This is a genomic window from Streptomyces telluris (assembly GCF_024519335.1).
GTDB lineage: Bacteria > Actinomycetota > Actinomycetes > Streptomycetales > Streptomycetaceae > Streptomyces > Streptomyces telluris.
Genome location: NZ_JANIID010000001.1, coordinates 465,848 through 491,297 on the forward strand (window position 1 = coordinate 465,848; position 25,450 = coordinate 491,297).

19 protein-coding genes are annotated in these 25,450 nt (G+C 73.8%); 14 read left to right on the forward strand and 5 right to left on the reverse strand.

What is annotated here, in order from left to right:
• Positions 1-7: 7 nt before the first annotated feature.
• Positions 8-319: a DUF4360 domain-containing protein gene (locus NQU55_RS01885; protein WP_168095003.1), complete on the reverse strand. Its 312-nt coding sequence runs from the start codon at positions 317-319 to the stop codon at positions 8-10.
• Positions 320-533: 214 nt separating this feature from the next.
• On the opposite strand from NQU55_RS01885, the gene NQU55_RS01890 reads away from it, so the two are divergent.
• From NQU55_RS01890 to NQU55_RS01910, 5 genes are all read left to right on the forward strand, one after another.
• The gene (locus NQU55_RS01890) at positions 534-1,823 is read left to right on the forward strand and encodes a sulfite oxidase (RefSeq protein WP_168095002.1); all 1,290 of its coding nucleotides are present in this window, start codon (positions 534-536) and stop codon (positions 1,821-1,823) included.
• 64 nt (positions 1,824-1,887) lie between these two features.
• Positions 1,888-2,535: a class I SAM-dependent DNA methyltransferase gene (locus NQU55_RS01895; protein ID WP_256789490.1), complete on the forward strand. Its 648-nt coding sequence runs from the start codon at positions 1,888-1,890 to the stop codon at positions 2,533-2,535.
• 188 nt (positions 2,536-2,723) lie between these two features.
• Positions 2,724-3,743, forward strand: a complete 1,020-nt coding sequence (locus tag NQU55_RS01900; RefSeq protein WP_256789492.1) for a questin oxidase family protein — start codon at positions 2,724-2,726, stop codon at positions 3,741-3,743.
• 205 nt (positions 3,744-3,948) lie between these two features.
• A complete protein-coding gene (locus tag NQU55_RS01905; RefSeq protein ID WP_256789494.1) occupies positions 3,949-7,671 on the forward strand; it encodes a hypothetical protein in 3,723 nt (1,240 codons plus the stop codon).
• 3 nt (positions 7,672-7,674) lie between these two features.
• The gene (locus NQU55_RS01910) at positions 7,675-12,042 is read left to right on the forward strand and encodes a hypothetical protein (RefSeq protein WP_168093468.1); all 4,368 of its coding nucleotides are present in this window, start codon (positions 7,675-7,677) and stop codon (positions 12,040-12,042) included.
• On the opposite strand, the gene NQU55_RS01915 is transcribed toward NQU55_RS01910, so the two are convergent.
• Positions 11,991-13,625, reverse strand: coding sequence for an AMP-binding protein (locus NQU55_RS01915; RefSeq protein ID WP_168093469.1), 1,635 nt, complete (start codon positions 13,623-13,625; stop codon positions 11,991-11,993). The genes NQU55_RS01910 and NQU55_RS01915 overlap by 52 nt on opposite strands.
• Before the next feature lie 155 nt (positions 13,626-13,780).
• Between NQU55_RS01915 and NQU55_RS01920 the strand changes: the two genes are divergently transcribed.
• The 7 genes from NQU55_RS01920 (at position 13,781) to NQU55_RS01950 (ending at position 19,758) form a co-directional block, all read left to right on the forward strand.
• The gene (locus NQU55_RS01920; protein WP_168093470.1) at positions 13,781-14,713 is read left to right on the forward strand and encodes a LysR family transcriptional regulator; all 933 of its coding nucleotides are present in this window, start codon (positions 13,781-13,783) and stop codon (positions 14,711-14,713) included.
• Positions 14,714-14,982: 269 nt separating this feature from the next.
• Entirely contained in the window at positions 14,983-15,540 is a 558-nt protein-coding gene (locus NQU55_RS01925; RefSeq protein WP_168093471.1) for a DUF3291 domain-containing protein, read from the forward strand.
• 116 nt (positions 15,541-15,656) lie between these two features.
• Complete coding sequence (locus NQU55_RS01930; RefSeq protein ID WP_372504610.1) at positions 15,657-16,871, forward strand: MFS transporter; 1,215 nt, start codon at positions 15,657-15,659, stop codon at positions 16,869-16,871.
• Between the two features lie 154 nt (positions 16,872-17,025).
• On the forward strand, positions 17,026-17,406 hold the full coding sequence (locus NQU55_RS01935; protein WP_168093473.1) for a MerR family transcriptional regulator: 381 nt from the start codon (positions 17,026-17,028) through the stop codon (positions 17,404-17,406).
• Entirely contained in the window at positions 17,403-17,843 is a 441-nt protein-coding gene (locus NQU55_RS01940; protein WP_168093474.1) for a protein-tyrosine phosphatase family protein, read from the forward strand. The genes NQU55_RS01935 and NQU55_RS01940 overlap by 4 nt, the downstream gene beginning before the upstream one ends.
• A gap of 132 nt (positions 17,844-17,975) precedes the next feature.
• Positions 17,976-18,368 carry a hypothetical protein gene (locus tag NQU55_RS01945; RefSeq protein WP_168093475.1) on the forward strand — a complete coding sequence of 131 codons (393 nt, stop codon included), beginning with the start codon at positions 17,976-17,978 and terminating at the stop codon, positions 18,366-18,368.
• A gap of 139 nt (positions 18,369-18,507) precedes the next feature.
• Entirely contained in the window at positions 18,508-19,758 is a 1,251-nt protein-coding gene (locus NQU55_RS01950; RefSeq protein WP_256789498.1) for a DUF1266 domain-containing protein, read from the forward strand.
• 52 nt (positions 19,759-19,810) lie between these two features.
• Here the strand turns inward: NQU55_RS01950 and NQU55_RS01955 are convergent, their stop codons facing one another.
• Together NQU55_RS01955 and NQU55_RS01960 are read right to left on the reverse strand one after the other, a co-directional pair.
• Complete coding sequence (locus tag NQU55_RS01955) at positions 19,811-20,224, reverse strand: hypothetical protein (RefSeq protein WP_168092026.1); 414 nt, start codon at positions 20,222-20,224, stop codon at positions 19,811-19,813.
• Between the two features lie 90 nt (positions 20,225-20,314).
• Positions 20,315-21,181 (reverse strand): ATP-grasp domain-containing protein, encoded by an 867-nt coding sequence (locus tag NQU55_RS01960; protein WP_168092025.1) that lies wholly within the window; start codon positions 21,179-21,181, stop codon positions 20,315-20,317.
• A 145-nt stretch (positions 21,182-21,326) separates the two neighbouring features.
• Between NQU55_RS01960 and NQU55_RS01965 the strand changes: the two genes are divergently transcribed.
• On the forward strand, positions 21,327-22,868 hold the full coding sequence (locus NQU55_RS01965; RefSeq protein ID WP_168092028.1) for an SDR family oxidoreductase: 1,542 nt from the start codon (positions 21,327-21,329) through the stop codon (positions 22,866-22,868).
• A 14-nt stretch (positions 22,869-22,882) separates the two neighbouring features.
• On the opposite strand, the gene NQU55_RS01970 is transcribed toward NQU55_RS01965, so the two are convergent.
• The gene (locus tag NQU55_RS01970) at positions 22,883-23,698 is read right to left on the reverse strand and encodes a hypothetical protein (protein WP_168092024.1); all 816 of its coding nucleotides are present in this window, start codon (positions 23,696-23,698) and stop codon (positions 22,883-22,885) included.
• 167 nt (positions 23,699-23,865) lie between these two features.
• On the opposite strand from NQU55_RS01970, the gene NQU55_RS01975 reads away from it, so the two are divergent.
• Positions 23,866-25,440: a hypothetical protein gene (locus tag NQU55_RS01975; protein WP_168092023.1), complete on the forward strand. Its 1,575-nt coding sequence runs from the start codon at positions 23,866-23,868 to the stop codon at positions 25,438-25,440.
• The last annotated feature ends 10 nt before the right edge of the window (positions 25,441-25,450 follow it).

The window sequence follows — 25,450 nt, forward strand, 5'->3', positions numbered from 1 at the left end:
CGCTCCGTCAGGCGCCGGGGCACCGCTTCCAGGAGAGGTGGTGGACGACGCGGGCATCGCTTTCGTCGGACGATTCCAGCGACAGGAAGCTGGTCGTCGCCGAGGTGTCCGAGGTGCCGGCGTTCACCCGCAGACCGAAGGAGAGGACGGCGTACAGCGACGCGCGGCACGGGGCGTAGACGACGGGGGAGGGGGTGTCGGACAGCTGCCAGCTCTCGCTGACCGGGCCGACGAAGGTGCGCTTCCTCGGCGCGGGCGCACTGCCCTGCAGGTAATTGCTGACGGTCACCTCGCCCGAGGCGCCCTTCGCCAGGTGCACCGCCCCGCGTGGTCGGCTCGCTCGCGGACCCGCCGGACGAGGCTCATGGCACCACCGGCGCCGGGAGGCGTACAGCTCGACTCAGGTCAACCTCACGGCAGTTTCCTGCCCGGACGCCGGGTCCGGTGGTGGCTGATTCGCAGTGGGGACTGCGGGTCCGGCGTCGCCTAGCGTGTGATGGGCGCTGCGGCCCGCTCTTCGGGGAGGAGCTCGGATGGGAACGGCGAGACGCGGATCCGGCGCGTACGAGCGCGCCTACGACCGTGACAGGCTGCGGCGGTTCCTCTCAGGGGAGGCGGTGGGGGAGGGAATCTCCCGCCGGGGCGTGCTGCGCCTCCTGGGAGTGGTGAGCGCTTCCGGGGCGGTGGCTTCGCTCCCGGGAATCGCCGTCGCCGGGCCCGCGGCGGCCGCGGAGGAGCCGGGCGCCCCGGGGATCGTCAAGCCGTTGCCCGCCGCACTGCTGACGGTCCGGGGCACGAACGCCGAGACGAACTGGGCGGCGCTGCGGGACACGGGCTACCACACCCCGGTCGACCGGTTCTTCGTCCGCAACCACACGGCGACGCCCCTCCTGGACCCCGCGCGGTGGCGCCTGACGGTGTGGGGCGGCGGGCTGCGCGGCGGCGCGGTGGAGTTCTCGTACGCGGACCTGCGCGCGCTGCCCGCCGTGACCACCAGCGCGTGCCTGGAGTGCGCGGGCAACGGCCGGAGCTACTTCACCACCCAGCAGGGCGACCCGGTCACCGGCACCCCGTGGACGATGGGGGCCGTCGGAGCGGCACGCTGGCGGGGCGCGCGGCTGTCGGACGTCCTGCGCCTGGCGGGCCTCTCGCCGCGGGCGGTGGACGTGATGCCGCGCGGTCTGGACGCGGCGTTCGTCACCGGAGGGACCGACCACGGGCGGGTGCGCCGGCCGATGCCGGTGGAGAAGGCCCTGGACGACGTCCTGCTGGCGTACGAGATGAACGGCCGCCCCCTGGTCCCCGACCACGGCAGTCCGGTGCGGCTGGTGGTGCCGTCCTGGGCGGGCATCGCGTCCGTCAAATGGGTCGGGGAAATCGAAGTGTCCGACCGCCCCCTGTTCTCGCCGTGGAACACCGTCTTCTACCGGCTCTTCGGCCCCGCGCACCCGGCCGGGGGCAGCGCTCCTGTGACCCGCCAGCCGGTCCGCAGCGCCTTCGAGCTGGCGCCCGGCGCGGTGTTCGCCGCGGGCCGCGGGCACCGGCTGACGGGCCGGTCGTGGTCGGGGCAGGGAGGGATCCGCCGGGTGGAGGTGAGCACGGACGGCGGCGGTGCGTGGCGGCCGGCCCGGCTGCACGACGCCCCGCGTCCGGGCGGCTGGGTGCGCTGGAGCACGTCCTGGCACCCGCGCGGCCCCGGCCCCGCCCACCTGCTGGCCCGGGCCACGGACACTGCGGGCAACACCCAGCCCGCCCGCTCCGTCCCGAACGAGCAGGGCTACTTCTTCGACGCCGTGGTCCGCCACGCCGTGGAGGTCGTCTGACCCGGTCGCAGGAGGCCTCACCCCGGCGGTCCGCCGCGGCGGGGCCCGAGTAGGGTGCCTGCCCATGACCGAACCAGGCTTCCTGAGCACGACCCGGGCGTTCTACGACGCCATCGCCGCCGACTACGCCGACCGCTACCGCGACATCCTGGACGCCCAGCCGCTGGACCGGGCGATGCTGGGCGCCTTCGCCGAGCTCGTGCAGGACGCCGGTGGGGGGACGGTCGCCGACATCGGGTGCGGCGAGGGCCGCGTGACGGCACACCTGAACGCCCTCGGTCTGCCCGCGTACGGGATCGACCTGTCGCCGCAGATGATCGCCACGGCCCGGCGGACGCACCCGGAGCTGAGGTTCGAGGTGGGCTCGATGCTGTCTCTGGACATACCGGACGGCGCGCTCGCCGGGGCCATGGCCTACTACTCGATCATCCACACCCCGCAGGAACTGCTGCCGCAGGTCTTCGCCGAGCTCCACCGCGTGCTGGCCCCGGGCGCACCCCTGCTGCTCGCCTTCCAGGTCGGCGACGAACCCCTGCACGTCGACCGGCCCTTCGGCCACGAGGTGTCGCTCGACTTCCACCGGCGGCAGCCGGACCGCATCGCCGAACTGCTCGCCGGGGCGGGGCTGGTCGTACGCGCCCGGCTGGTGCGCGAGCCCGAGGAAGGGGAAGGGACCCCGCAGGCCTTCCTGCTGGGCCGGAAGCCCGCCTGACGCGGCCCGTCCGCTCGCCCGCCCGTCCGGACCGGCGGGCGACGGGAGGACGGCGGCGCCTGCACGGGGAGCGCACCGCGCCGACGGACCCCCGCGGCTGACGTGCGCCCCGGGAACTAGGCCCCGCGGCACCGACTCCGGTCCCGGGCCCGATGCGGAGTCCGCCGGGCCTGCCTACCGTGCTCGGTATGAACACCATCGACACGAGCGGTGTGCTCGACGAAGCGCTGGAACGCCTGCACGCCTCGGGTCCCGAACGGCTCGGGCGGCTCACCAACCACGCACCGATGGTGGCCGAGGCCCTCGTGGCGCGCGGCCGGCCGGACGCGGTGCACCGCTGGCTCGACCGCTACGAGGACCACCTGGAGGACTTCCCCACGCCCGTGGCCCCCGTCACCGACGCCGACTGGGCCACCGCGCTGGGGGACCCGCGCCGGGTCGCCGACTGGATCGCGTACTTCACCCGCGCCCTCTCCGCACAGGACTGGAGGAGCCTCCTCGCGACGTGGTGGCCGCGCCTCCTGCCCGGCATGTTCGGCGGGTCCACCCACACCGTCATCCGGACCGGCCACGCCGTGCGCGCCCTCCTCGACCACGAGGAGAGCGAGCCCCGGCTGACCGAACTGGCGCACGCCCTGGGCTACTGGGCCGCCCGGCACCACCCCCTCTCCGGCGTCACGCGGCTCCCCGGCGCCGCGGACGCGGACGAGGCCCTGGAGGCCGTGCCCCCGATCCGTGTCCGCGAGGGAGGTTTCCCCACCCGGCTGGCCCTGGTCGGCGCCCTGCCGGTCTGGTCCGGTGACGTGACCGGCCCCGACGAGGCCCGGCAGCGGCTCACCGAGCTGGTGCGCGCCACGACCCACCGCTACGCCACCCACGGTCACGGCGAGGCGACCATGCTGGTCCACGCGGCCACCGCCCCCAACGCCGTACTGCGCAGCCTCCCCGCCCTCCCGCGCACCCTGTGGGTGCCGAGCCTGCACACGGCGTGGCAGGCGTCGGCCGCGGTGACGGCGATGTACGCCCCGGAGCAGCCCGTCGCCGCGGCGTGTGCAGGCTCCGTCCCGGCGGGAGAAGTCCTCCAACGCGCCTTGGAGCACGGCGACGAGCACGTCATCAAGCTCACCGACACCGCGCTGGACGTCGGCGACGAACAGGCGCTCGCCGCCGCCCTGCGTGCCGTCGAACTGAGCGAGCCCCTCTCCTGACGCCGGAGACCGACAGGGCGGGTGGGGCCGGCGGGGCCAATGGGACGGGAACCACCCGCAGTTGCGCGGATCGGCACTCGTTCGGCGCAATACGTGGTGCGCCATTCGGGGTATGTGACATGTGGTACCCGGCCGGTATCGGTGTCTCGGATCCGGCGCGCTCGCTTTTCGAGCACCCGCCCGGCGTACGGCAACAGGGGGCGAGATGAGCACACCCGCACCGATCCGCATCCTGCGCGGCACGGACCTGCTGGACCTCTCCTTCGGCTTTCCGGGGCTGAAGACCGAAGACTCCGGGGGGAGGCGGTGGCTCGTCCGCGCGGATCCGCAGCGGGAGGGGCTGCTGGTCGTCACCTTCGGCCCCCAGCACGTCGTGGAGCAGGCGTTCAGCGACCAAGTGCCGGGCGAGTCCAGGGAGCTCCCGGTGGACTCCCGGATCAGCGGCAGGAGCGTGCTGGTCTTCGAGGTCGGTCCGCAGGACTCCATCGCCTACAGCGAGGAGGGGCTGCTCGACGCCATGCGCAGGCTCCCGATGCGCGTGGTCGACGCGGCCCGCGAGCCCGAGACGGCGCCGCTCGCCGTCACCATCCGGAAGGCCGGGAGCGGCGCCGGCGACAGCAGTGACTTCAGTGATGGCGGTGGAGGCGGTGGCAGTGGTGAGGGCGGCGACGGCCGGGACGGTACGGCCAGGGCGATCGCCCTCGTCCAGCTCCTGCGCACCACCGCCGAACTGACGGCCCGCTACGGCCTCGACGCCACACTCGAAGCCGCCGCAGCGGCGGGAGCCGTGATCGAGACCTCGCGCGAGGACGCCGCCCCCGCCGCCCCCGCGGCGATCCGCCCCCAGGACCCCCTCGCCGACCCCGGCCACCCCGCCACGGGCATCGAGCTGCCCTACCGCCTCTACTTGTCCCCCTCCCAGAAGGGCCGCTGGACCCACCGGACGGCGATCTCCGGCCCCGGCCCGGGCGAGCGCGCCGAGCTGTGGCACACCCGGCTGAACGGCGCCCGGGTGCGCGCCGTGTGGGACCGGGAGGGCGGGCGGACGCCCGGCCCCGTCGAGCCCTCTCCTTTCCGGGAGCCGATGACGCCGCAGGACCGGCACGACATCGTCGAGCTCACCGCCAACGGCGGGCTGCTCAGGCCCGACGGGCAGCCCTACGTGCCGAAGCCCGTGGACGTGAACAATCTGATGCTCTCGGCGGTGGGCGGCTGGCTGGACGGCCTCGGCACGTGGCCGGAGCGCCCCGTGGGCATCTCGCTCTCGGAGTGGCGCCACCGCGCGTCGATGGGCCGGGACCACTACGTCAGGGTGATGCGGGAGGGGTACCTGTGCCCGTTCGGGCACAAGGCGGTCCACGTCCGGGTCACCGAGCGCAAGTTCGGCGACCCCCGCGGCACCTATCTGATCCAGCGGGAGTTCGTCGTGGTCCGCCAGCCGCTGCGCATCTACGACCCCGGCACCCCGCTGCCGGCCGGCCCCGAGCCGGACAGCGATCTGACGAACGTGCTGTTCCCGTTCACCCGCGTGCACATCGACACCGTCGTGACGCCGGACCTCGTACCGCCCGCGGACCGCACGAAGTTCTTCCCGGTGACGGGCTCCGAGAACCCGTACCGGTTCAAGATCACAGCTGTTGACCACGAGGGACGGCTCGTGGAGTTCCGCACCCCGTTGCTCTTCCTCGACGAGAGCAAGGCGTCCGGCGCCGAACTGGCCATCGCCGTAGGGGAGTACAACGGCAAGGACCGGCACCCGCCCACCGCTTCGACGCCCGCCGCCGCGGTGGAGGTCCCCGAGGAGACCGGTGCCGACCTGCTCGGCCAGTCCGTGGCCCTCGCCCCCCGGTCCAAGCCCGACGACACCCGGCTCGACGTGGCGCAGATGGTGTGGGGCATGGCGGCGCCCCCGGCCCTGGCCGCCCCCGGCCCGGGCACCCCGTCCGTCTCGCGGAACGCCCAGTTCGTCCCGCAGCTCCGCTGGGCCTACGCCACCGTGCCCGCGGTCAGCAGCCTGACCGGCGCCGCCACCACGGTGCCGGTGGCCTACGCCCGGCGCTACGCCCTCTCCGGCTTCTCGCAGGCCGCCGATCCCGTCCGCCCGGCCAACAAGGGCCAGGTCTTCCTCAGCCTCCTCACCCCGGCCGGCTCTCCGCTGAAGCTGGACTTCCAGAGGGAGCGCGACCGCTCCGGCGGTCTCTCGGCGCCCAGCATCGCCGTGGCGGGTCTGTCCCGGCTGACGGGGCCCGTCTCCGGTGTCGCGGCCGCCGCGGGCGGGGACCCGCTCGCCCTCATCGCCGACGGCGCCTTCCGGCCGGACGGGTTCTTCCGCCCGCTGAGCGGCGGCGACGAGATCGGCCCCAGCCTGCTGGGCCTGATCCCGCTGGCGAAGGTGATCAAGGCGGTGGACGGGCTGGACCAGCCCCTGAAGGTGCCGAACTTCTTCACGGAGACCATCACCGCCGTCACCGGCTTCCTCTCCGACCTCCGCCGCGTCCGCGAGCTGATCAACCACGAGATCGACCGCTACCCGGCCGCGGCCCGCCGCGTCGTCGAGACCGCGCAGAAGTTCGTCGGCACCGTCGGCGACTTCATCGCCGAGCGGCTCCCCGGCCGCCCGTCCCCGACGACCCAGATGCGGGACGTCGACAACGCCTTCGAGGCGTTCGCCGCCGCCCTGTCCGACCTGCTGGCCGCCCTGCCCGCCGACGCCGACCCCGGCGTCCGGGCCCTGCTGATCCATGTCCGGCAGCAGGTCGCGACCTGGACCACCGCCGCCGGGCAGGCGATCGCCCTCCGCGACGCCGTGGAGAAGGCGGCCCTGGGCGCCAGGCTCCCCGAGGCCGTCAACGCGCGCCTGGAATGGAGCCCGGGGATCCAGAAATATCCGGCCGCCGCGCCGGTCTTCGTCCCGGACGACGACGGCCGGTTCTCGGTCGTCGTCGACCTGCGCGGGTCCCTGCGCTCCGACCTGTCCGTCGGCGCGGACGTCACCTGCAGCCTGGAGCGCTTCAGCCTCCTCCTCGTCCCGGCGTTCAACGCCCTGCAACTGTCCTTCAAACACGTCCGCTTCAGCGCACGCGCGGGCAAGAAGCCCGAGATCGACGTCGTCCTCAAGAGCGTCGACTTCATCGGGCCCCTGTCCTTCGTCCAGACGCTGCGCCGGCTCATCCCCGTCGACGGCTTCAGCGACCCGCCCGGCATCGAGGTCACGCCCTCGGGCATCACCGCCCGCTACGCGCTGCCCCTGCCGAACCTGGCCGTCGGGGTGTTCAGTCTGGAGAACCTGCGCCTGGGCGCCTACCTCGACCTGCCGTTCATCGGCCGGACGGTGGAGATCGGCTTCTTCTTCTGCACCCGCCAGGCGCCCTTCCGGCTCACCGTCTCCCTGCTCGGCGGCGGGGGCTTCTTCGGCATCGTGCTGACCCCCGAGCGGGTCGCGGTGCTGGAGGCGGCCCTGGAGTTCGGCGCCGCGCTGTCGATGAACTTCGGGGTGGCCAGCGGGAGCCTGTCGGTGATGGCGGGCATCTACTACCGCCTGGAGCTGCCCTCCGACGAGTCGCGGCTGACGGGCTACTTCCGGGCCCGGGGGGAGGTCGACGTCCTCGGCATCGTCTCGGCCTCCATCGAGATCTGCCTGGAGCTGACCTTCGAGCCGCCGAACACGGTCTCCGGCCGGGCCCGGATCTCCATCAGCGTGCACATCGGCTTCTGGTCGCAGTCGGTCACGATCGAGTGCGAGAAGCGCTTCGTGGGATCGCCGAGCTCCCTGACCGCCCTGAACGGCGAGGCGGCCCTGGCCGAGGCGGCCGGCGCCGGCCGTCCGGTCACCTTCGCCGAGATGATGGCGCCCTATCCCGACCCGGTCACCGGCGTCCGGCGCGACCCCGTCGCCGAGTACTGCACCGCCTTCGCGGAAGTGAGCTGAGCCATGCCCGAGACGATCCGGTGGACCGTACTGCCCGACGGCCCGGCCGCCGACGGCAAGCTCCGGCTGACCGTCCTGGTCAGCCCGCGCCTGACCGGCGGGGACACCCTCGGAGCCTTCGGGAGCTTCCGGGACTGGCCCGCGACCCTGCGCACCTACGCGGCGGCGCTCCAGGTGGAGTTCAAGGGCCCCGGCGGGACCGTCGCGGTGCCCGCCGAGCCGCAGACCGGCCGCTTCCCGCCCGCCGACAGCGCCCTGTGGCCGAAGCTGTTCGGCCCCGACACGAAGGTGAGCCCGCCCGGCGGCGCCCTGGCCGCCGCCCCCGCGGGGCCGCCCGTCCTGCGCTCGTTCCCCAGCAGGGCCGTCCACGAACAGATCAGGGGACTGTACGAGGCGGCGGTGACCGCCACGGCGCAGCGCCGGGTATTCCCCCGCAGCGGCGGCTCCGGGCAGGCCGCGGCCGCGACCTCGGCGTCCTCCGGCCCCGGTACGGGCGCCGAAGCCGATCCCGCACCGCAGGGGAGCTGGGACCACCCCGAGCAGGGCGACCTGCTGAACAACCTCACCGGCACCATCCTGGGCTTCTCCCGGGACGTGGCCACCGGTTACGGCCGGCTGGACAGCCTGATCCGCGGGGCGTCCGGCACATCGGGCTCATCGGGCACGTCAGACACCTCCAGCACGTCAGACACCTCCAGCGCGTCAGACGCCTCCGACCCGTCCGGCGACGGCGGGCCGCACGCGGCCCCGGCGGCGAACCCCTACCGGCCGCTGCACATGGACCGCAGCAGCGCCCCGTACCGGCAGGACAGCGCCCTGCTCGGGCTCGCCGAGATGTACCGCTTCTACGACCGGGCGACGCCCGCGCGCCCGCCGGCCCCGGCCACCGGCCGGGACGGCGCAACCGCAGACAGCCCCGCCGGCGCGCCCGAGGATCCGGCTCCGCCGCCCCCGCCCCCGGTCCCTCCGGACCTCGACTTCCACGCCGCGTGCGCCCTGCTCGCGGACTACCCGGAGCTCCTGCGCCGCTTCGGCCTGGCCCTCGACCTCCTGGTCACGCCCCCGCCCGGGCTCGCCGACCGGTGGCAGGCCCGGGTGTCCTTCACGGCCGCGCAGGGAGGGCTCAACGCCGACGAGAGCCTGCGGCCGTGGACCGCGCTGCGCCACGTCGAAGGCCGCCGCTTCGAGGCGTACGCGGCCGACGACGGGCTCTACGGGCACCGGATGCTCAAGCTGGGCGCCGACGAGGTCCACACCCTCGACCTCGACGTGGACGGCGCGGCGATGAAGTACGTGGAGTTCTCCCGCGTCCTCGACCAGCTGCTCACCCGCGCGAGCGATCCGGCCAGGGCGCACTCCGGCGACCCCACGGCGCTCCCGGCGCTGCACGGGGCGGGCCTGACCGTCCTCTACGAGGGCCGCGACGCCTCGCTCGCCGACCAGATGGAGGCCGACGCCCGCCACTCGGCCGGCGTCGGCCCCGACGGCAGGCCGGTCGCCTCGGCGGTCCTCGACGCCGCCCACCTGGTGCGCGGCTACCGGGTCGACGTCGGCGTCGTCGACCCGGCGACGGGCCGCGTCGCCGCCTGGTTCCCCCTGTGCGCCCGTACCGGCGACTACGCCATCCGGCGCGCCGGGCAGCCGCCCGTGCCTATCACGGCGGACCCCGACGAGGGCCATGTCAAGGCCACCGCCGTCACCCGCGACAAGCAGGGAGCCAACCAGCTCTTCGTCCACCAGGCCCTCTTCGGCTGGCACGGCTGGAGCCTGGCCGCGCCCCCGCCCGGCCGGACCATCGGTGCGGACAACCTGCCCCGGGTGCCCGACCCCGAGATCTCGGACCGCTTCCCGCTGGCCGCCCGGTTCCGGCCGACGGCCGGAACCCTGCCCGCCCTGCGCTACGGCCGCACCTACCGGCTGCGCGCCCGGCTCGTCGACCTCGCGGGCAACAGCCTCGGCCCCGGCGCCCCGGCCGTGGAAGGCACCGCGACCGACCCGGTCACCTACGGGCGCTGGGAGCCCGTCCCGCCGCCCGCGATCGTCCCCCGGTGGCCCTTCCTGGAAGGCGAGTCGGAGCCGCGGCTGGTCATCCGCAGCACCGTCGACGAGGACGGCCGGCCCATGTCGCCGCTGGAGTGGGCGCAGCGCAGGAACGCCGAAGTGCCCGACCACGGTCCGGGCGACCCCCTCGACGGCCCCGACCGGCGCTACCGCCACTTCGACGAACGGCACGTCAGCCCGCCCAAGTCCGCGCTGCTCATGGCCGAGCAGCACGGGCAGTACGACGGCGCCTTCGGGCCCGGCCGGCCGGACGCGGTGCGCGAGGAGTACTTCGCCGCCGCCTCCCGGGAGTCCGGCACCTACCTCGACACGGTCGTCCGCCTCGCCGAGAACCCGCGCGTCACCCGCGACCTGAAGGCCCGGCACGAGATCCACGTCGTCAAGCACAACCCGCACGACACCTCCGCGCTGACCGTGCTGCCCGTGGAGCGCGGCAGCGGCCTCAAGCAGGGCGAGTACGTCACCCACAACGCCGATCAGCTCCTGCTGCCCTACCTGCCGGACGTCCTGGCGCGCGGCGTGTCGCTGCGCGGGCTGCCCCGCGCGAACGCTTCCGAGACCTACGACTTCACCGGGCCCTGGCCGCAGGCGCGGCCGCTTCGGCTGAGGATCGAAGAGGGCGACGGCCCGCCGACCCCACCGCTGGGCGGCGTCGTGACCGTCTTCCTGCCCAAGGGCGAGACGGTGACGGTCCGTATGAGCTGCCGGGTCGACGCCGCGGACCTCGGCGTCTTCCGCATCTGGCAGCTCCTGACCGGCTCGGCGCTGTGGCAGGACCCGGTGCGGCTGCCGCAGCAGAAGAAGGACGAGCTGACCGCCGCGGCGGCGGCCGGCGAGAACTGGATGATCACGCCGTGGGTGGACGTCACCCTGGTGCACGCCGTGGAACGGCCGCTGCAGCCCCCGGTGCTGGGCGAGCTGTCGTTCTTCCGCGAGGAGGGCAAGACCTCAGCCGAGATCTCCGGCACCGTGCAGAGCCACGCGAAGAGCACCGGCCGGATCGACCTCGACGCGACGTGGACCGAGTGGCACGACGACGTGACCGAGCCCGCCCCGCAGCAGATCACCGGGCGCGCCCACGTCGGCGAGGTCACGGTGCGGCCCTTCGAGGACGACCTGCGGATCGACGGCTTCCCCCACGAGCTGCGGCACGAGTTCCGCGACACCCGGCACCGCAACGTCACCTACACCCCGACCGCGACCACGCGCTTCCGCGAGTACTTCCACCCGGCGATCACCGACCGGACCGAGCTGATCACCAGCCGGGGGCCGGACAGCCGGGGCCCCTCCGGCAACGGCTGGCCGGTGCTCAGCACCCGCCGCCCCGAACCGCCCGAAGTGAGCCACCTCGTGCCCACCTTCGGCCGGGAGCGCACCGTCGACCGCGTACGGCACCAGGTCACCCAGGTCCGCCGGCACGCCGGGGTCCGCGCCTACCTCAAGCGCCCCTGGTTCTCCTCCGGCGACGACGAACTCCTCGCCGTCGTCCTCGACCCGGGCAGCCGGCTGCCCGCCGAACTCGTCACCCGCTGCGGCATCGACCCCGTGTGGGCGGACGACTCCGTCCTGCCCCGCCTGCGGCTGAGCAACTTCCCGAACGCGGCGCGCACCGCCTCCGGCGTGCTCGCCGAGCAGGTCGGAGGCGGCCAGGTGACGGTGCCGCTCGTGGCGTTCGTCCCGCAGTTCGACCAGGCGTCGGGGCTGTGGACCTGCGACATCGACGTGGACCTCGGCGACCTCGCCGACAGCCCCGCCTACTTCCCGTACGTGCGCCTGGCCCTCGCCCGCTACCAGCCGTGGTCCCTCGACCCGCTGCACCTGTCGAAGGTCGCGCTCTCGGAATTCGTCCAGCTGCTGCCCGACCGCACGGTCACCGCCGCCATGACGGCGGCGAACCGGTTCCGCATCGAGCTGAGCGGCCCGGCCGCCGCCAACGCCGCCGGCGAAGCGGCCGGGACGGGTCTGACGGCGATGGCCGCCAGCCGCCGGGTCCTCGCCACCGTGCAGAAGCGCGGCAGCGGAACCGGCGACCTCGACTGGACGGCCGCCGGCCCTTCCGCCGAACTGACCTGCACCGCGCGCGGCACCGGCTTCGTCTGGTCCGGCGAGCTCGCCCCGCCGGCCACGGCGCTGCTCACCGAGTACCGGCTCCTGATCGAGGAGCACGAGACGTACCTCACCGACCCGGCCACGGCCACCGGCACGATCACGGCCGGCGGCACCACACGTCCCGTGGGCCGGCGGCTCGTGCACGCCGACTACTTCGGCCTGACGGTGACGCTGCTGGGCCGGATCGTCCTCCAGGAATGAGCCAGCAGTTTCTTGTCGGGCTTGCCGACGGCGGTGAGCGGAATACGGTCCACGACGTGCACGGCGCTCGGTGCGTACATCGCCCCCTTGCGCTCCGTCACGAAGTCCCGGATCCGCTCGCGCCACGCCTCGCCCTGCGAGCCGTGCGCCGCCTCGTGCCCTGCCTTGTGCCCGGTCGCGGGGACGATTGCGGGGACGGCCGCGGGGACGATCGCGACGTGGACCTCCTCGCTCTCGTCCGCCCGCCGCACCCCGAACGCCGCGCACTGCGCGACGGCGGGGTGTCCGAGCAGGAGCTCCTCCAGCTCCGCCGGATAGACGTGCCCGCCGACCACGACGACCATGTCCTTGAGCCGGTCGACGAGATAGAGGTATCCGTCGGCGTCGAGGTAGCCGACGTCGCCGGTGCGGATCCAGCCGTCGCGCAGCACCTCCGCGGTCAGCCCGGGCTGTTGCCAGTAGCCGCTCATCATCATGGGGGTCCGGACGTGGACCTCCCCGGCCTCCCCGGGGGGCACCGGCCTGCCGTCCCCGTCGCGGATCGCGATCTCGGCGCCCGGGGCCGCGCGTCCGGCCGTGGCCCGGCCGCCGCGCCCCGTCACCGTGTGCTCGTGGGGCAGCACCTCGGCGATGTTGCCCGCTTCCGTCTGCCCGTACCAGCCGTGGAGCACCGGCCCGAACGCCTCGGCCGCGCCGCGCAGCCGCCGGGCCGAGGCGGCTGTTCCTCCGTAGAAGAGGCGGCGCAGCGCGGACACGTCGGTCTCCGGCAGGTCCGGGTGGTCCAGCAGCTCGTACAGCAGGGGCGGCAGCAGCCACATGTCGGTGATGCGCTCGCGCGCGAGGGCGGCCAGCACGGCCCCCGCGTCGAAGGCGGGCTGCAGGACCACCGTGCCGCCCGCGAGGAGCGTGATGTCGGCAACAATCCCGGCCATGTGCGCGAGCGGGGTGCAGGCGAGGAAGCGGGGCCGTGACCCGGGCGGGATCCTGCCGGCGTACAGGGCCAGCATCCGCCCGTACGGGCCGTGGGCCATCCGGACGCCCTTGGGTATCCCCGTGGTGCCTCCGGTGAAGCGGATGCACCAGTCGTCCCCGGCGCGCGCCGCACCCGCCACCGGCCGCGGCGCGCGGAGCGCCGCGTGGGCCAGGAGGTCCTCGCCGAAGGGTGCGGGGCCGAGGGTGAGCACGGCGGGGACCGGGGCCCGGGCGAGCAGCGCCTCGGCGGCCTCCCGCGCGGCGGGGGCGGCGAGCAGCATCGCGGGCCCGACGCTGTGCACGATCTGCGCCTGCGTCTCCGGGGCCGTGCCCTCGGTGAGGTGGACCACGCGGGCCCCCAGGAGGTTCGCCGCGTAGCGGGCGAGGAGCGCCTCGGGCTGGTTGCCGGTGAGGAGCACGACGGTGCTGCCCCGGCCGATGCCGCGCGCCGCCAGCTCCGCGGCCGCCCGGAGGACGTCGTCGCGCAGCTCCCCGGCCGGGACGGTACGGCCCTCCGAGGTGATCAGTGCGGGGTGGGCGGGGGAGTGCGAGAGCGCGTCCAGGAGGGGCTCGACGTAACTCTCGTACGGAGGGGTTGGGTTGGCGGTCATGGCTCGTGTCTCCTTCGGGGCGAGGGGGATGTCCGGAGGCTACGGGCGGGGGACTTATGCGGTCCAAGACCAATCCGGGCATGTAAAGATGCCTGGAGAGTTATGAGAGAGAGCCGTCAGGAAGACAGGAAGAGTCGTCAGGGGGAGGCGAACGGGTGGACCTGCTGTCCCTGCGCTGCTTCCAGGTCGTCGCGCGCCATGAGCACATCAGCCGGGCCGCCGCGGAGCTGCACGTCGCCCAGCCCTCGGTGAGCCGGACCATCGCACGGCTGGAAGCCGAACTGGGCGTCCCGCTCTTCGACCGCCGCGGCCGCCGCATCCGGCTCAACCAGCACGGCGCCGCCTTCCTGCGCCGCGTCGACCGGGCGCTCGGCGAGCTCGAGGACGGCCGCCGCGAACTGGCCGACGCCGCCGGAGGCGAAGGCGGCACCGTGACGGTCGCCACCGAAACCCTGCTGACCCTCGCCGGGCTGCTCGCCGGCTTCCGCGCGGCACACCCGGGCGTGGACGTCCGCCTGCACCAGGCGTCCGCGGACGCGATGGCGGAGCGGCTCCGCACGCGCGAAGTGGACTTCTGCCTGGTCTCCCGGCCGCTCACGGGCCCGGCGCTGACCTCCGTCGAACTCCTCCGGGAGGACGTCCTCCTCGCCGTACCCACCGGCCACCGGCTGGCCGGGCAGGAGGGCGTCGACCTCGCCGCGCTGGACGGGGAGCCGTTCATCACCCCCAGCCCGGGCCACTGGCAACGCACCCTCGCCGACCGGCTGTTCGCCCGGGCCGGGGTCCGCCCCGCGATCGTCTGCGAAGGCAACGAGCCGGGCGCGATCCTGGACCTCGTCGGCGCGGGGCTGGGGGTCGCCCTGCTCCCGGCCATGGCACGCGACACCGGCGGCCGCGGCACGGTCGCCTGGGCCCGGCTCGCCGCCCCCGACTGCCACCGCGTGCTCCGCCTCGCCCGCCACGAGGACGCCTACCTGACCGCTGCGGCCCGCCGCTTCGGCGAGTTCGCCGTCGAACACTTCGCGGCGGTGCCGGGCAGGCACCTTGCGCTCGGGAGCGCCGCGGTGAGCCGGCCGGCCGTCTTCTGATCGCGATGCCGGTGCTCGGTCCTGTGGCCGTAGGCCAATGGCCGGTCCAGGAGGCCACTTGGGCAGGAAAAACGCAACTTCGACAGGGCCTGCAAAGGCAGCTACCTTCACCTGGTCTTCGGCGATCGCCCACGGTCGCCCGGGAGTTCCTTCAGGCTGAGCCACCCGCGACGGGACGAGTCGGCCACGCCCCAGGAATCCTCGCGCTCACGCCCAAGCCACCGAACCGGGTCCACACCAGGCACCCCCCCCAACCAGGGAGAGACGCATTGCCCCATCTTGCTCTGTACACATTCGGCGTCCTGAAGTCACCTCTCACCGATCCCGGACCTCTCACGCGCGAACTCCACCACAGCGGCGAGGCCATCTACCGGAAGATCGGCCGGCACCCCGGATACCTCGGTCGTGCCGAAGCGGCGGACCGCAGCCGGGGCACACACTTCGACCTGGACTGGGGTGCATGGGGAGAGTTCGCCGTACCGACCTGGTACGACAAGGGCCGCACGGTGGAAACCATCGTCCTGGACGCGACCCTCTCACTCTGGACCGACCTGCGCCCCGCCTTCGACGCCGTGTACACCGGTCTGCACCGTGAGGCGCTCAACAGGCGCTACGACTGGTTCGAGAGGACGGAACACCCCAATTACGTGACCTGGTGGGTCCCCGACGGCGCGATACCCACCTGGCAGGACGGGGTCTCCAGGCTGGAACACCTCCACGACCACGGCTCCGCGCCGCACGCCTTCACCTTCCACCACTCGTTCACCTCCGACGGAACTCGGACCGGGATCAAAGACATCGGGCCGAAGAACGACCGGGCTCACTGACGTGGAAGCCTGAGCGACTGGGTTCGCCGGCTCTCCGGTTCGCAGGTGGCGGGGGTCACATTTCGTCGGCTTGACCTTCACATATATGTGAGGGTTCCAGGATTCACGACATGTCAATGATCAAAACGGAACCGTCCGTTGAACCCGCAGCCGGTGTCGTTCAGGAGAAGCTCCCGCTGATGGCGCTGCTGGCGCTTGCCATGGCCGTGTTCATCACGAGTCTGACGGAGACGCTGCCCGCGGGCGTGCTGCCCGCCATGAGCGGGGCCCTGGGGGTGAGCGAGTCCGCCGCCGGGCAGACGGTCACGATCTACGCGATCGGCACGGCCCTCACGGCGATCCCGCTGACCGCGGCCACCGCCGGGTGGCGGCGCAAGGGCCTGCTGCTGACGGCGATGGGCGCCTTCGCCGTCGCCAACACGGTCACGGCGGTCTCGACGAACTACCCCCTGACCATGGTGGCCCGGTTCGTGGCCGGTGTGGCGGCGGGGCTGGCCTGGGCGCTGCTGGCCGGTTACGCGCGCCGTATGGCGCCGGTGCCCCTGCAGGGCAAAGCGATCGCGATCGTGATGACCGGCATCCCGGTCGCCCTCTCGCTGGGCGTGCCCGCGGGCACGTTCCTGGGCAAGGCGCTGAGCTGGCAGGTGGCGTTCCTGGTCATGACGGGTCTCACGCTCGTCGTCATCGCGTGGATCGTGGCGATGGTGCCCGACTACCCGGGGCAGAAGCGCGGTGAGCGCGAGCCGATCCTGCGGGCCCTGAAGGTGCCCGGCGTGGTGCCGGTCCTCTTCGTCGTGACCGTCTTCGTGCTGGCGCACACCATCCTCTACACCTACATCGCCACCTTCCTCGACCGGCTCGGCATGGGCGGCTCGACGGACGTGGTGCTGCTGGTCTTCGGTGTCGCCTCCCTGCTGAGCATCTGGATCGTCGGCGCACGGATCCACCGCCGGCTGCGCCAGCTGACGGTCCTCAGCGCGCTGCTGGTCGCGGCCGCGGCGGCCCTCCTGGCCGTGCTGTCCGACAGTCACGCGCTCGTCTACGGGGCGGCGGCGCTGTGGGGCCTGGGCTGGGGCGGCGCTCCGACGCTCCTGCAGACCGCCGTGGGCGACGCGGGCGGCGAGCAGGCCGACGCGGCGCAGGCCATGCTCGTCACGCTGTGGAACGTGGCCATGGCCGGCGGCGGAGTCGTCGGCGGAGTCCTCCTCGGGCTGTGGGGCACTTCCTCCTTCCCCTGGAGCGTGCTGGTGCTGCTGGTGCCGGTCCTGGCCGTCGTGCTCGCCGCCCGGGCGCACGGCTTCCCCGCCGAACGCGCGAGGGCGCACTCGTGAACGCCCACGCGGCACACCGCGGCCCCACGAGGACCCACCCGGTCCCGTGGGGCCGCCCCGCGATGTGCGAACGCCCCGCCCCACGACCCGGTGTGTATGCTCGAACGATCACACGTATGTCAGAGGTCAACTCGGCGGACTGCGAGGGCGGAACATGCGGATCGGGGAGCTGTCGGAGCGCACCGGCACGTCCCGCCGGCTGCTGCGCTACTACGAGGAGCAGGGGCTGATCGTCTCCCAGCGCTCCCCGAACGGCTACCGCCACTACGACGAGCGCTTCGTGGACCGCGTCCTGCAGATCAGGGGGCTGCTCGACGCCGGGCTGCCCACGCGCATCATCAAGCAGATCCTCCCGTGCCTGGACAAGCCCCGCGTCATCCACTTCCCCGACGCGACGCCGGAGATGCTGGCCACCCTCGAACTCGAACGCGACCGCATGACCGAGCGGATCGAGTGCCTGATCCGCAACCGGGACGCCGTGGCCGAGTACTTGGACACCGTGCGTACCAACCGCCGCCCGGAGGTGGCGGCGTGACGGGCGGGACCGGGACGTGGACGCCGGGGGAGCCCGGTGTTCTGCAGCTGCCCTCCGGGCGCCTCGTCAGGGGCCGTGGCCTGAGCAAGCCCCTGCCCGCGGGCCCGGCGCCGTCCTTCGCCGTGTACCTGCTCGGCAAGCAGCCGCCCGAGGTCCCGTGGGAGTCCCGCTGGCTGCCCTGGCCGGACTTCCGGCTGCCCCGCAGCGCCGCGGACGCCCGTGAAGCCTTCCAGGAGGCGTGGAAGCGGTCCGCGGCCGAGCGCGTCGAGATCGCCTGCGGCGGCGGCCGGGGCCGGACGGGCACGGCGCTGGCCTGTCTCGCCGTCCTGGACGGGGTCCCCGCCGGCAGCGCCGTGGAATTCGTACGCCGCCACTACGACCGGCACGCCGTCGAAACCCCCTGGCAGAAGCGCTACGTCCGCCGCTTCACCGCCTGACGGCACAGCACGCCCCGGCAACACCACGTCCACATCCCGGCCGCGGGCGGTCAGGTACTCAGGCCCCGACCGGGGCGATCTGAGTACGGAGGCGGATGCCCGCCGGTGGGCGCGGTTCGTAGGGTCCGGCACATGGAGAACACCAGCACCACGTCCGACACCCGCGCCCCCGCCTCCGCCCCCGCCCCCGGCCCGAGCCGCCCCGGCGCCCCCCGGCGGCGCACCGCCGGCGACTGGGTCTGGCTCGTCGTCGTCGCCGTGGTCGTCCTCGTCGTCGGCGCCTTCGTCGGAGTGGTGGGACCGCTGCTGGCCATCTCCTGCGCCTCCTGCCAGGACGGCGTGCGCGGCTCGCTGCGCTTCGGCGGAGAGATGGCTGTCGCCTGGGGCACCGTGCCGCTCGTCACCCTGGGGACGGTGATCGGCATCTTCGTGCCCCGGGGCGGCGCCCGGGTGGGCGCCTACGGGCTGGGGGCCCTGGTGGTCCTGTTCACCGGGATGCTGATCCTCGGTCAGTACGCGACCTGACCGGCCCAGCGCGGCGGGCCGGGCCTGCACCACCGCCGCAACCCCCGCTTCCCCGAGGCGGAGAAGCCGCCGCTACCGTACTCAGGCGATCTTGAGGCCGTCAGCAGGCCCGGACCGGAACGGAACCACGAGGAGTCCCATGCAAGCGGCAGCCCACGACGAGGCGCACGACGAGTTCTTCCCGCTCGTCCCGGCACCGCAGGACGGCTCCCGCTGGCAGGCGCCCACCGATCTGGAGCAGTACCTGTACAAGCTCAGCCGGGCGGACAACGCGTACGCGTACCTCCGCACGCTCGCGATCGAGGGCGTGTACTACCCCGTGCGCCTCGACCACGCGCAGGCCGCCGGCGAGGACGAGCGCCCCATGCTCACCATCGAGACCCCCGACGGGCGCACCGCGGCGCAGGTCTACACCCCCGGCCTGCTGCCCCGGCCGCACCCCTTCCTCGTCTACGAGTACGCGACGCTCGGCGCGCTCGCGCAGATCGTCCCCGACGACGTGGACGTCCTCGCCGTCAACCCGGCCACGCCCTGCGAGCAGTACTTCCTCATCAGCGACGAGGAACGCGACGTGTGGCTGGACCTGCACCACGAGCTGTTCTCCCCGGACGGGCTGATGGACCGTGTGGTGACCCGGCGCACCGGCGCCCCCGCGCCCGGCCCGCTGCTGCACGGCCTGGCCTGCGGCGCCCACCTGTGCTTCACCAACGGCGACGCGTGGAACACCCTGCACTGGCACGGCATGGGCTACCGCGGCGAGGTCGAGCGGATCGCCGACAGCTGGGGCGTGCACGGCCGCGAGGACTGGCTCTCGATCCAGGAGCGGCTCCTCGGCCTGGACGTGAGCCCCTGGTACTGGGACTTCGTCCTGGGAGCGCGCAGCGCGCTGGCCCGCGCGCGGGGCGGCCGCGTCGATCCCGCCGAGTGGCGCAACACCGTGGAGTCGACGCTGCGCGTCCGCGCCCAGGAGGGCGGGACCGCCGCGGACGACGCCGAGCTCACCGGTCTCGTGTCCCACCTGCGCGCCCTGGTGGGCGAGGTGCTGCGCTACGAGGCCCGCTTCCGCGCCGACGGGCTCCTGCCGCCGGACGGCTTCGTGCGCACGATCGCCGCCTGGGACATAGGCCGCGGGTCCAAGATGGCCCGCTGGGGACGGGGCGCGCGGTACGCCACGGAGGCCGAGATGCACGCGGCGATCGAGCGCGCCTCCCGGGAGGCGCAGGCCGCCTACGACTCGTGGGAGGAGTTCTCGGCCGGCTACGTCCTGGGCCGGTGCCTGCACTTCGACGAGGAGGAGTTCGGCCCGTGGTACACGACGGTCCTCGACGCCCACCGGGCCCTGACCACGGACCCGGAGAGCCCTTGGCGGACGGTGCCTTTCAAGAGTTGAAAGTGCCCTTCGCAAGAGCTGAAGGTGCCCTTCAAGGGCCGACGGGTGCCTTTCACGGGCTGACGGTACGCCGGCGCACCACGTAGGCGAAGGGCACGGCCACGAGGGTCGCCGCCGCCAGGGCGGTCAGGGTGACGAGCGTGGGGTTGACCCAGGCCGGGACGATCTCCACGCCGCTGCAGACCGTGCTGAGCGGGAAGAGGCTGGAGGACTCCGGGTGGGCCCTGACGCCCATGGTGAACATGCAGGTCTTGTCTCCCCAGAGCCCGGGCGAGTACGTCCCCTCCGCGTAACTGAAGACCAGGAACGCGGAGCTCAGGGCCGCCACGGACACCAGGGCCAGCGGCTTGGGGCTCGCCAGGCGGGGCCGGTGCCCGCCCCGGAGCCGGCTCCGGGCGTGCAGGGCCAGGTGGAGGAGGGCCGCCCCCAGGACCAGCATCGTCGGAATGATGAGAACGAAGAACATGCACCATGATCACATACGGTGCCCGGGCTACTCGGAGGAAGAGCCGTGACCCGTCTGCGGCTACCGAACCCCGGCCAGAGCCTCCAGCGGCTACCGGACCCCTGCCAGAGCCTCCAGCAGCAGCCCCGGATCGGCCCCCCGAGGCAGGTCGCTGACCTGCCCGTCCCCGGCCTCCACCACCCGCCACACGCCGTCCTCGCGCAGCGCGAGGTCGGTGGTGACGAACCGGCAGCCCAGCGCGGCGACCAGCGGTGACACCGCGTCGAGGACCGGCGCGGGCCGCAGGTCGGGGCGGTCCGGGTGGGCCGTGACGAGGACGGGGCGCCCGTCGACCCACCACGCGCGGGCCTCGCCGCCCTCCGCGAAGCGCTCGAAGGCCCGTATCACCACGCCGCCCGCGAGGAACTCCTCCTGGAGCTCGACGAAACGGGCCACCACGGCGCCCAGCCGCTCCGTGTCGGCGAGGTCCGGTACGTAACACGCCTCGTGCCACTCGTGCTTGCGGGACTTGACGAAGTCCTTGACGATCGCGGGCCCGCCGCCGAGGGGCGCCGTGAGGGCCGCGAGCTCGTGGGCGACCGAGGCGTGCCCCGGCCGGGCGGGCAGCCACACGCTCCGCGGCGTGACGGGGGAGAGCGTGGGGTACCAGCCCGGCAGCTCGTGCGCACGGCGGTAGGCGTCGGGCGAGGTCAGCAGCGTCACCCCGCGGTCGGCGAGCGCGCCGGCCAGCTCCGCGTACCGCCCGGAGGGCACCATCCAGCCCCGGTACCAGGCCGCCCCGGCCCCGCGCGGCACACCACGGACCGCGCCCGAGACGTCCCCGGCGAGCAGCGCGTCGTGATCCAGCAGCGCGGTCCGCAGCCCCAGCCCGCGGGCGGCGCGGGCCTCGCCGGCGAAGTGCGGGTCCGCCCGCCGGGCGCCGAGCGGGTCGCTGCAGAAAACGATCAAGGGTGCCATGCGCGGCACCCTAGCCGTCGTGCCCGGGGCGAGAGCAAGCGCATTCCACGTGGACGAGGCCCCGCCGGACACCCGGAAGGCCCAGCTTCGCCTGCGCGGCACGACCGTTCCGGGAGAGCGTGGGGGTATGGAAGAGCGTGGGGGCATGGAGACGGCGCCGGAGGGGCCCGCCCGGCCCGGCGGCAGCACCGGACGGCCGCAGCTGGTGCTGGTCGCGGGGGCCACGGGCTACATCGGGGGCCGGCTGGTGCCCGTCCTGCTCGACGCCGGGTACCGGGTGCGCTGCCTGGTGCGCGACCCCCGCCGGCTGCGCGACCAGCCGTGGGCCGGCCGCATCGAGGCCGTCCGCGGCGACGTCACCCGCCCGGACACCCTCGCCGGCCCTTGCGAGGGGGTCGACGTCCTCTACTACCTGGTGCACGCGCTGGGCACCGGAGCGGACTTCGAGGAGACCGACCGCCGGGCGGCCCTCGCGGTGGGCCGGGCGGCGAAGAAGGCCGGAGTGGGCAGGATCGTCTACCTCGGCGGGCTCGCCCCGCGCCAGGTGGCCGAACGCGACCTCTCGCCCCACCTGCGCTCCCGCGCCGAAGTCGGACGGATCCTGCTGAACAGCGGAGTGCCCACCGCCCAGCTGCGGGCCGCCGTCATCATCGGCTCCGGCTCCGCCTCCTTCGAGATGCTGCGCTACCTCACCGAACGGCTGCCCGTGATGGTCACCCCCAGCTGGGTCGCCACCCGCATCCAGCCCATCGCCGTGCGGGACGTCCTGCGCTGCCTCCTCGCCGCCGCCCGGCTCCCTCCCGACGTCAACCGCGGCTTCGACATCGGCGGCCCGGACGTGCTGACCTACCGGCAGATGATGATGCGCTACGCGGCCGTGGCCCGGCTGCCCCGCCGCCTGGTCCTGCCCGTGCCCGCCCTCACGCCCGGCCTGTCCAGCCTCTGGGTCGGCCTCGTGACCCCGGTGCCCGCCTCGATCGCCCGCCCGCTGGTGGAGTCGCTGCGCCACGAAGTCATCTGCCGCGAGAACGACTTCGCCCGCTACGCCCCCGCCCCTCCCGAGGGCCTGATCGGCTTCGACGAAGCCGTCCGCCTCGCCCTCAAGCGGGTGCGCGACACGGACGTGGCCACCCGCTGGTCCTCCGCCTCCCTGCCCGGCGCCCCCAGCGACCCGCTGCCCTCGGACCCGGACTGGTCGGGCGGCACGCTCTACGAGGACCGCCGCGAAGCGCACATCGAGGCCCCGGCCCGCGAACTGTGGCGCGTGGTCGAGGGCATCGGCGGCGAGAACGGCTGGTACTCCTTCCCGCTCGCCTGGTCCCTGCGCGGCCTGCTCGACCGGCTGGCCGGCGGCGTGGGCCTGCGCCGCGGCCGCCGCGACCCGCACGCGCTGCGCCTCGGCGACTCGCTGGACTTCTGGCGCGTGGAGGAGATCGAACGCGGCCACGTGCTGCGGCTGCGGGCCGAGATGCGGCTGCCCGGCCGCGCCTGGCTGGAACTGACCGTCACGCCCGACGGCCCCTCCCGCTCCACCTACCGGCAGCGGGCCCTCTTCCGCCCCCACGGGCTGGCGGGACACGCCTACTGGTGGAGCGTGTCCCCCTTCCACGCGGTCGTCTTCGGCGGCATGGCCCGCAACATCACGCGGCGCGCCCTGCAGGAGGCGGCCCGGCCCGGGGTGGACTGAGGGGCCGCCTCCGGTCACGACCGGCCGGGACGGTCGTCGACGACGATCACCGTACGGCCCCGGGTCGCCTGCGCCGAGCCTGTGCCCTGGCGGTCGTCCGGGCGGACGGTGTCCACGACGTCGGCGATGCGCTCGTAGAACTTCCTGGCCAGAGCACAGTCGCCGGGGTCGCCGCCGGGACCCTGGTGCATGACGGCGTCCAGGGCGGTGAGGATCGCCATCAGACTGCGCCCGGACACGATGACGCGTGCCTGGCCGTCCTCCCCGGCCACCACCTCGCCCGGCACCCTGAAGTGGGCGTTCCGTGCGGCCTGCTCCACGATGTACGCCCAGGTGTCGCGGTGGCACACCAGCTCCGCGGCGCCGATTCCCGCGGCCTTTTCCAGCCGCTTCTCCGGCGTCTTCTCATCGGCTTCCCTCTCCACCGCTTCCGGCTCCGCGGCCGGGCCGGCCTCCACGCCCGGAGCCCCGACAGGAACGGGTTCGGGGCGCGGTGCCCGTACGGTGTTGAGCGGCCCGGTGGGACCTTCGGCGGCTTCCCGGCAGGCGGCCCGCAGTTCCTGCCGCAGCGCCTCGTTCTCCCGGCGGGTCTCCGCGACGTCCTCGCGCACGTCGGTCAGCGCGCGCCGCAGATCGCGCAGCTCTTCGTGCAGCTCACCCAGCCTGCCGCCCAGGCCGCCGCCGAGTTCCTGACGCAGCCCGTCGTTCTGCCGGCGCAGTTCCTGAAACCCGTCCCGGAACGTCCTGCTCATCTCGTGCTGCAGGCCGGCTATGGCCTCTCCGAGCTTCCTCAGTAGCTCCTCATCCGCCTGCTTCCCCCACCTGAACATGCGGCTCCTCGCACCCGTGGTCAGTCCGTTGACCGGAACCGTTCAAGGATCCCGGCCCGCCCGCGGAGGAGGAGAGAAGTCCGTTAAGGGTGGCTTGTTCCCGTCACCCGGCCGTCCGGAACGGCCTGGTTGCACGGGCCGCTCCGGGCGTCACCGAGAATGCGGGGATGCGCGCGATACCTGACCAACCGTTTCTCGAAGCCGGCCGGCCGTACTGGGCCGCGGTGAGCGCCGACGGACTCTGGCTGGCCACACCGGCCTCCGGGACGGGGCCGGGCGGCGGGCCGCGGGTGGCGGTCTACCGGAAGAGCGACCTCTCCCTGTGGGACCTCGTGGAGATCGATCACCACGTGGACGCGTTTGCGTTCCACCCGGTCCTCCCGCTGTTCGCGATCTCCACCGAGTGGGGCGAGGAGTGGAATCGCCGGGGCGGCTTGTTCCTCTACGAGCCGCAGGCGCGGCGGCTGGTCTCCTTCCCCGTCACCGGCGTGGGCGTGACGGCGCTGCGCTGGCTCGACGAGCGCAGGCTGCAAGTGATCTTCTCCGTACCGGACGTCTCCTACGAGCGGGACGGCGAGGACGCCTTCGCGCAGTGCGTCGTCGAGCGCCCTGCCGACGCATGGCTGGGCGTCGAGGAAGGCGAGATCGACCTGGAGGCGCGCAAGGCCCTGGCGAACGAGGACGTGGACTGGGGCCCGCCGCTGGAACCCGGCTACCGGGTGGGCGACCGCCTCGTCGCCCTGGCCGCCGAGGCGGGGCGGACGTGGACTCCCCGCACCGACGTCATGGCGGTGGAGGCCCTGCGGGACGGCCGGGTGCTCTGCTGCCCGCTCAACAGCAGCCTGCTGGAGTGCTGGTCGTCCGAGGGCTCCCTGCTGTGGGCCGTGCCCGAACCCGAGGACGCCTTCCAACGTTCCGGCTGCCAGGTGTACGTGGCGCCGGACGATCGCACGGCGTGGGTCACCGTGATCGCCGGCACCAGCGACGACAGGAAGACGCTCCTCCGGCGGGTCGACCTCGCGGACGGCACGGTCCTCGCCGAGCACCGCCTCGACTTCCCCGCCCGGCTCGCCGCGCGGGCCGACGGCGCGTGGGCAGCCCGGGACTCGCGCGACCTGTTCCCGCCGGCCAGGTGGCCGCCCTCCGAGACTCCCGTGTTCACGCCCACGGGCCGTCAGCTGGGCACGGTGGCGCTGGGAGAGTGCGACAAGTCCTTCGAGTTCGGCATCCGCCGCTCTCCGCACCTGCTCTTCCTGCAAGGCGACGGCGATGAGCCCCGCCCCGAGAAGTGGGTGGTCGAGGCCTCTCCCCGGGGCGTCGAGCCCCTGTTCCCGCTGCGGTGGGAGGAGTGCCCTGCCGGACACATCGCCGGCGGGCCCGGCGTGTACGTCGAGGACGGCCGCGGACCGGGGATCGTCCACGCCGCCACCACCGCCGAAGGGCCGTTCCTGCTCCGCCGGGCGCTCCCTCACGGCGAGGTGGTGTGGGCGCACCGCATGGATGCGGAGATCCGGGCGGCGGACGCCGGGGGCGGGCTCCTTTACGCGGTGACCGGCGCGAAGGAGCTGCTGACCCTGCGGCCGGCCGACGGCGAGGTGGTACGCCGCCGGCCGACCGCCGTGAGCGGGCACGACTTCACTCCCAGGAGCCTGAGCGCCGCCCCTGGCGGGGACGTGTTCATCGGCACGGCCGAGGGGCGGATCCTCGTGCTCGAAGGGCAGGAAGCCGCGTACGGGCTCTGAACGCCGTTCG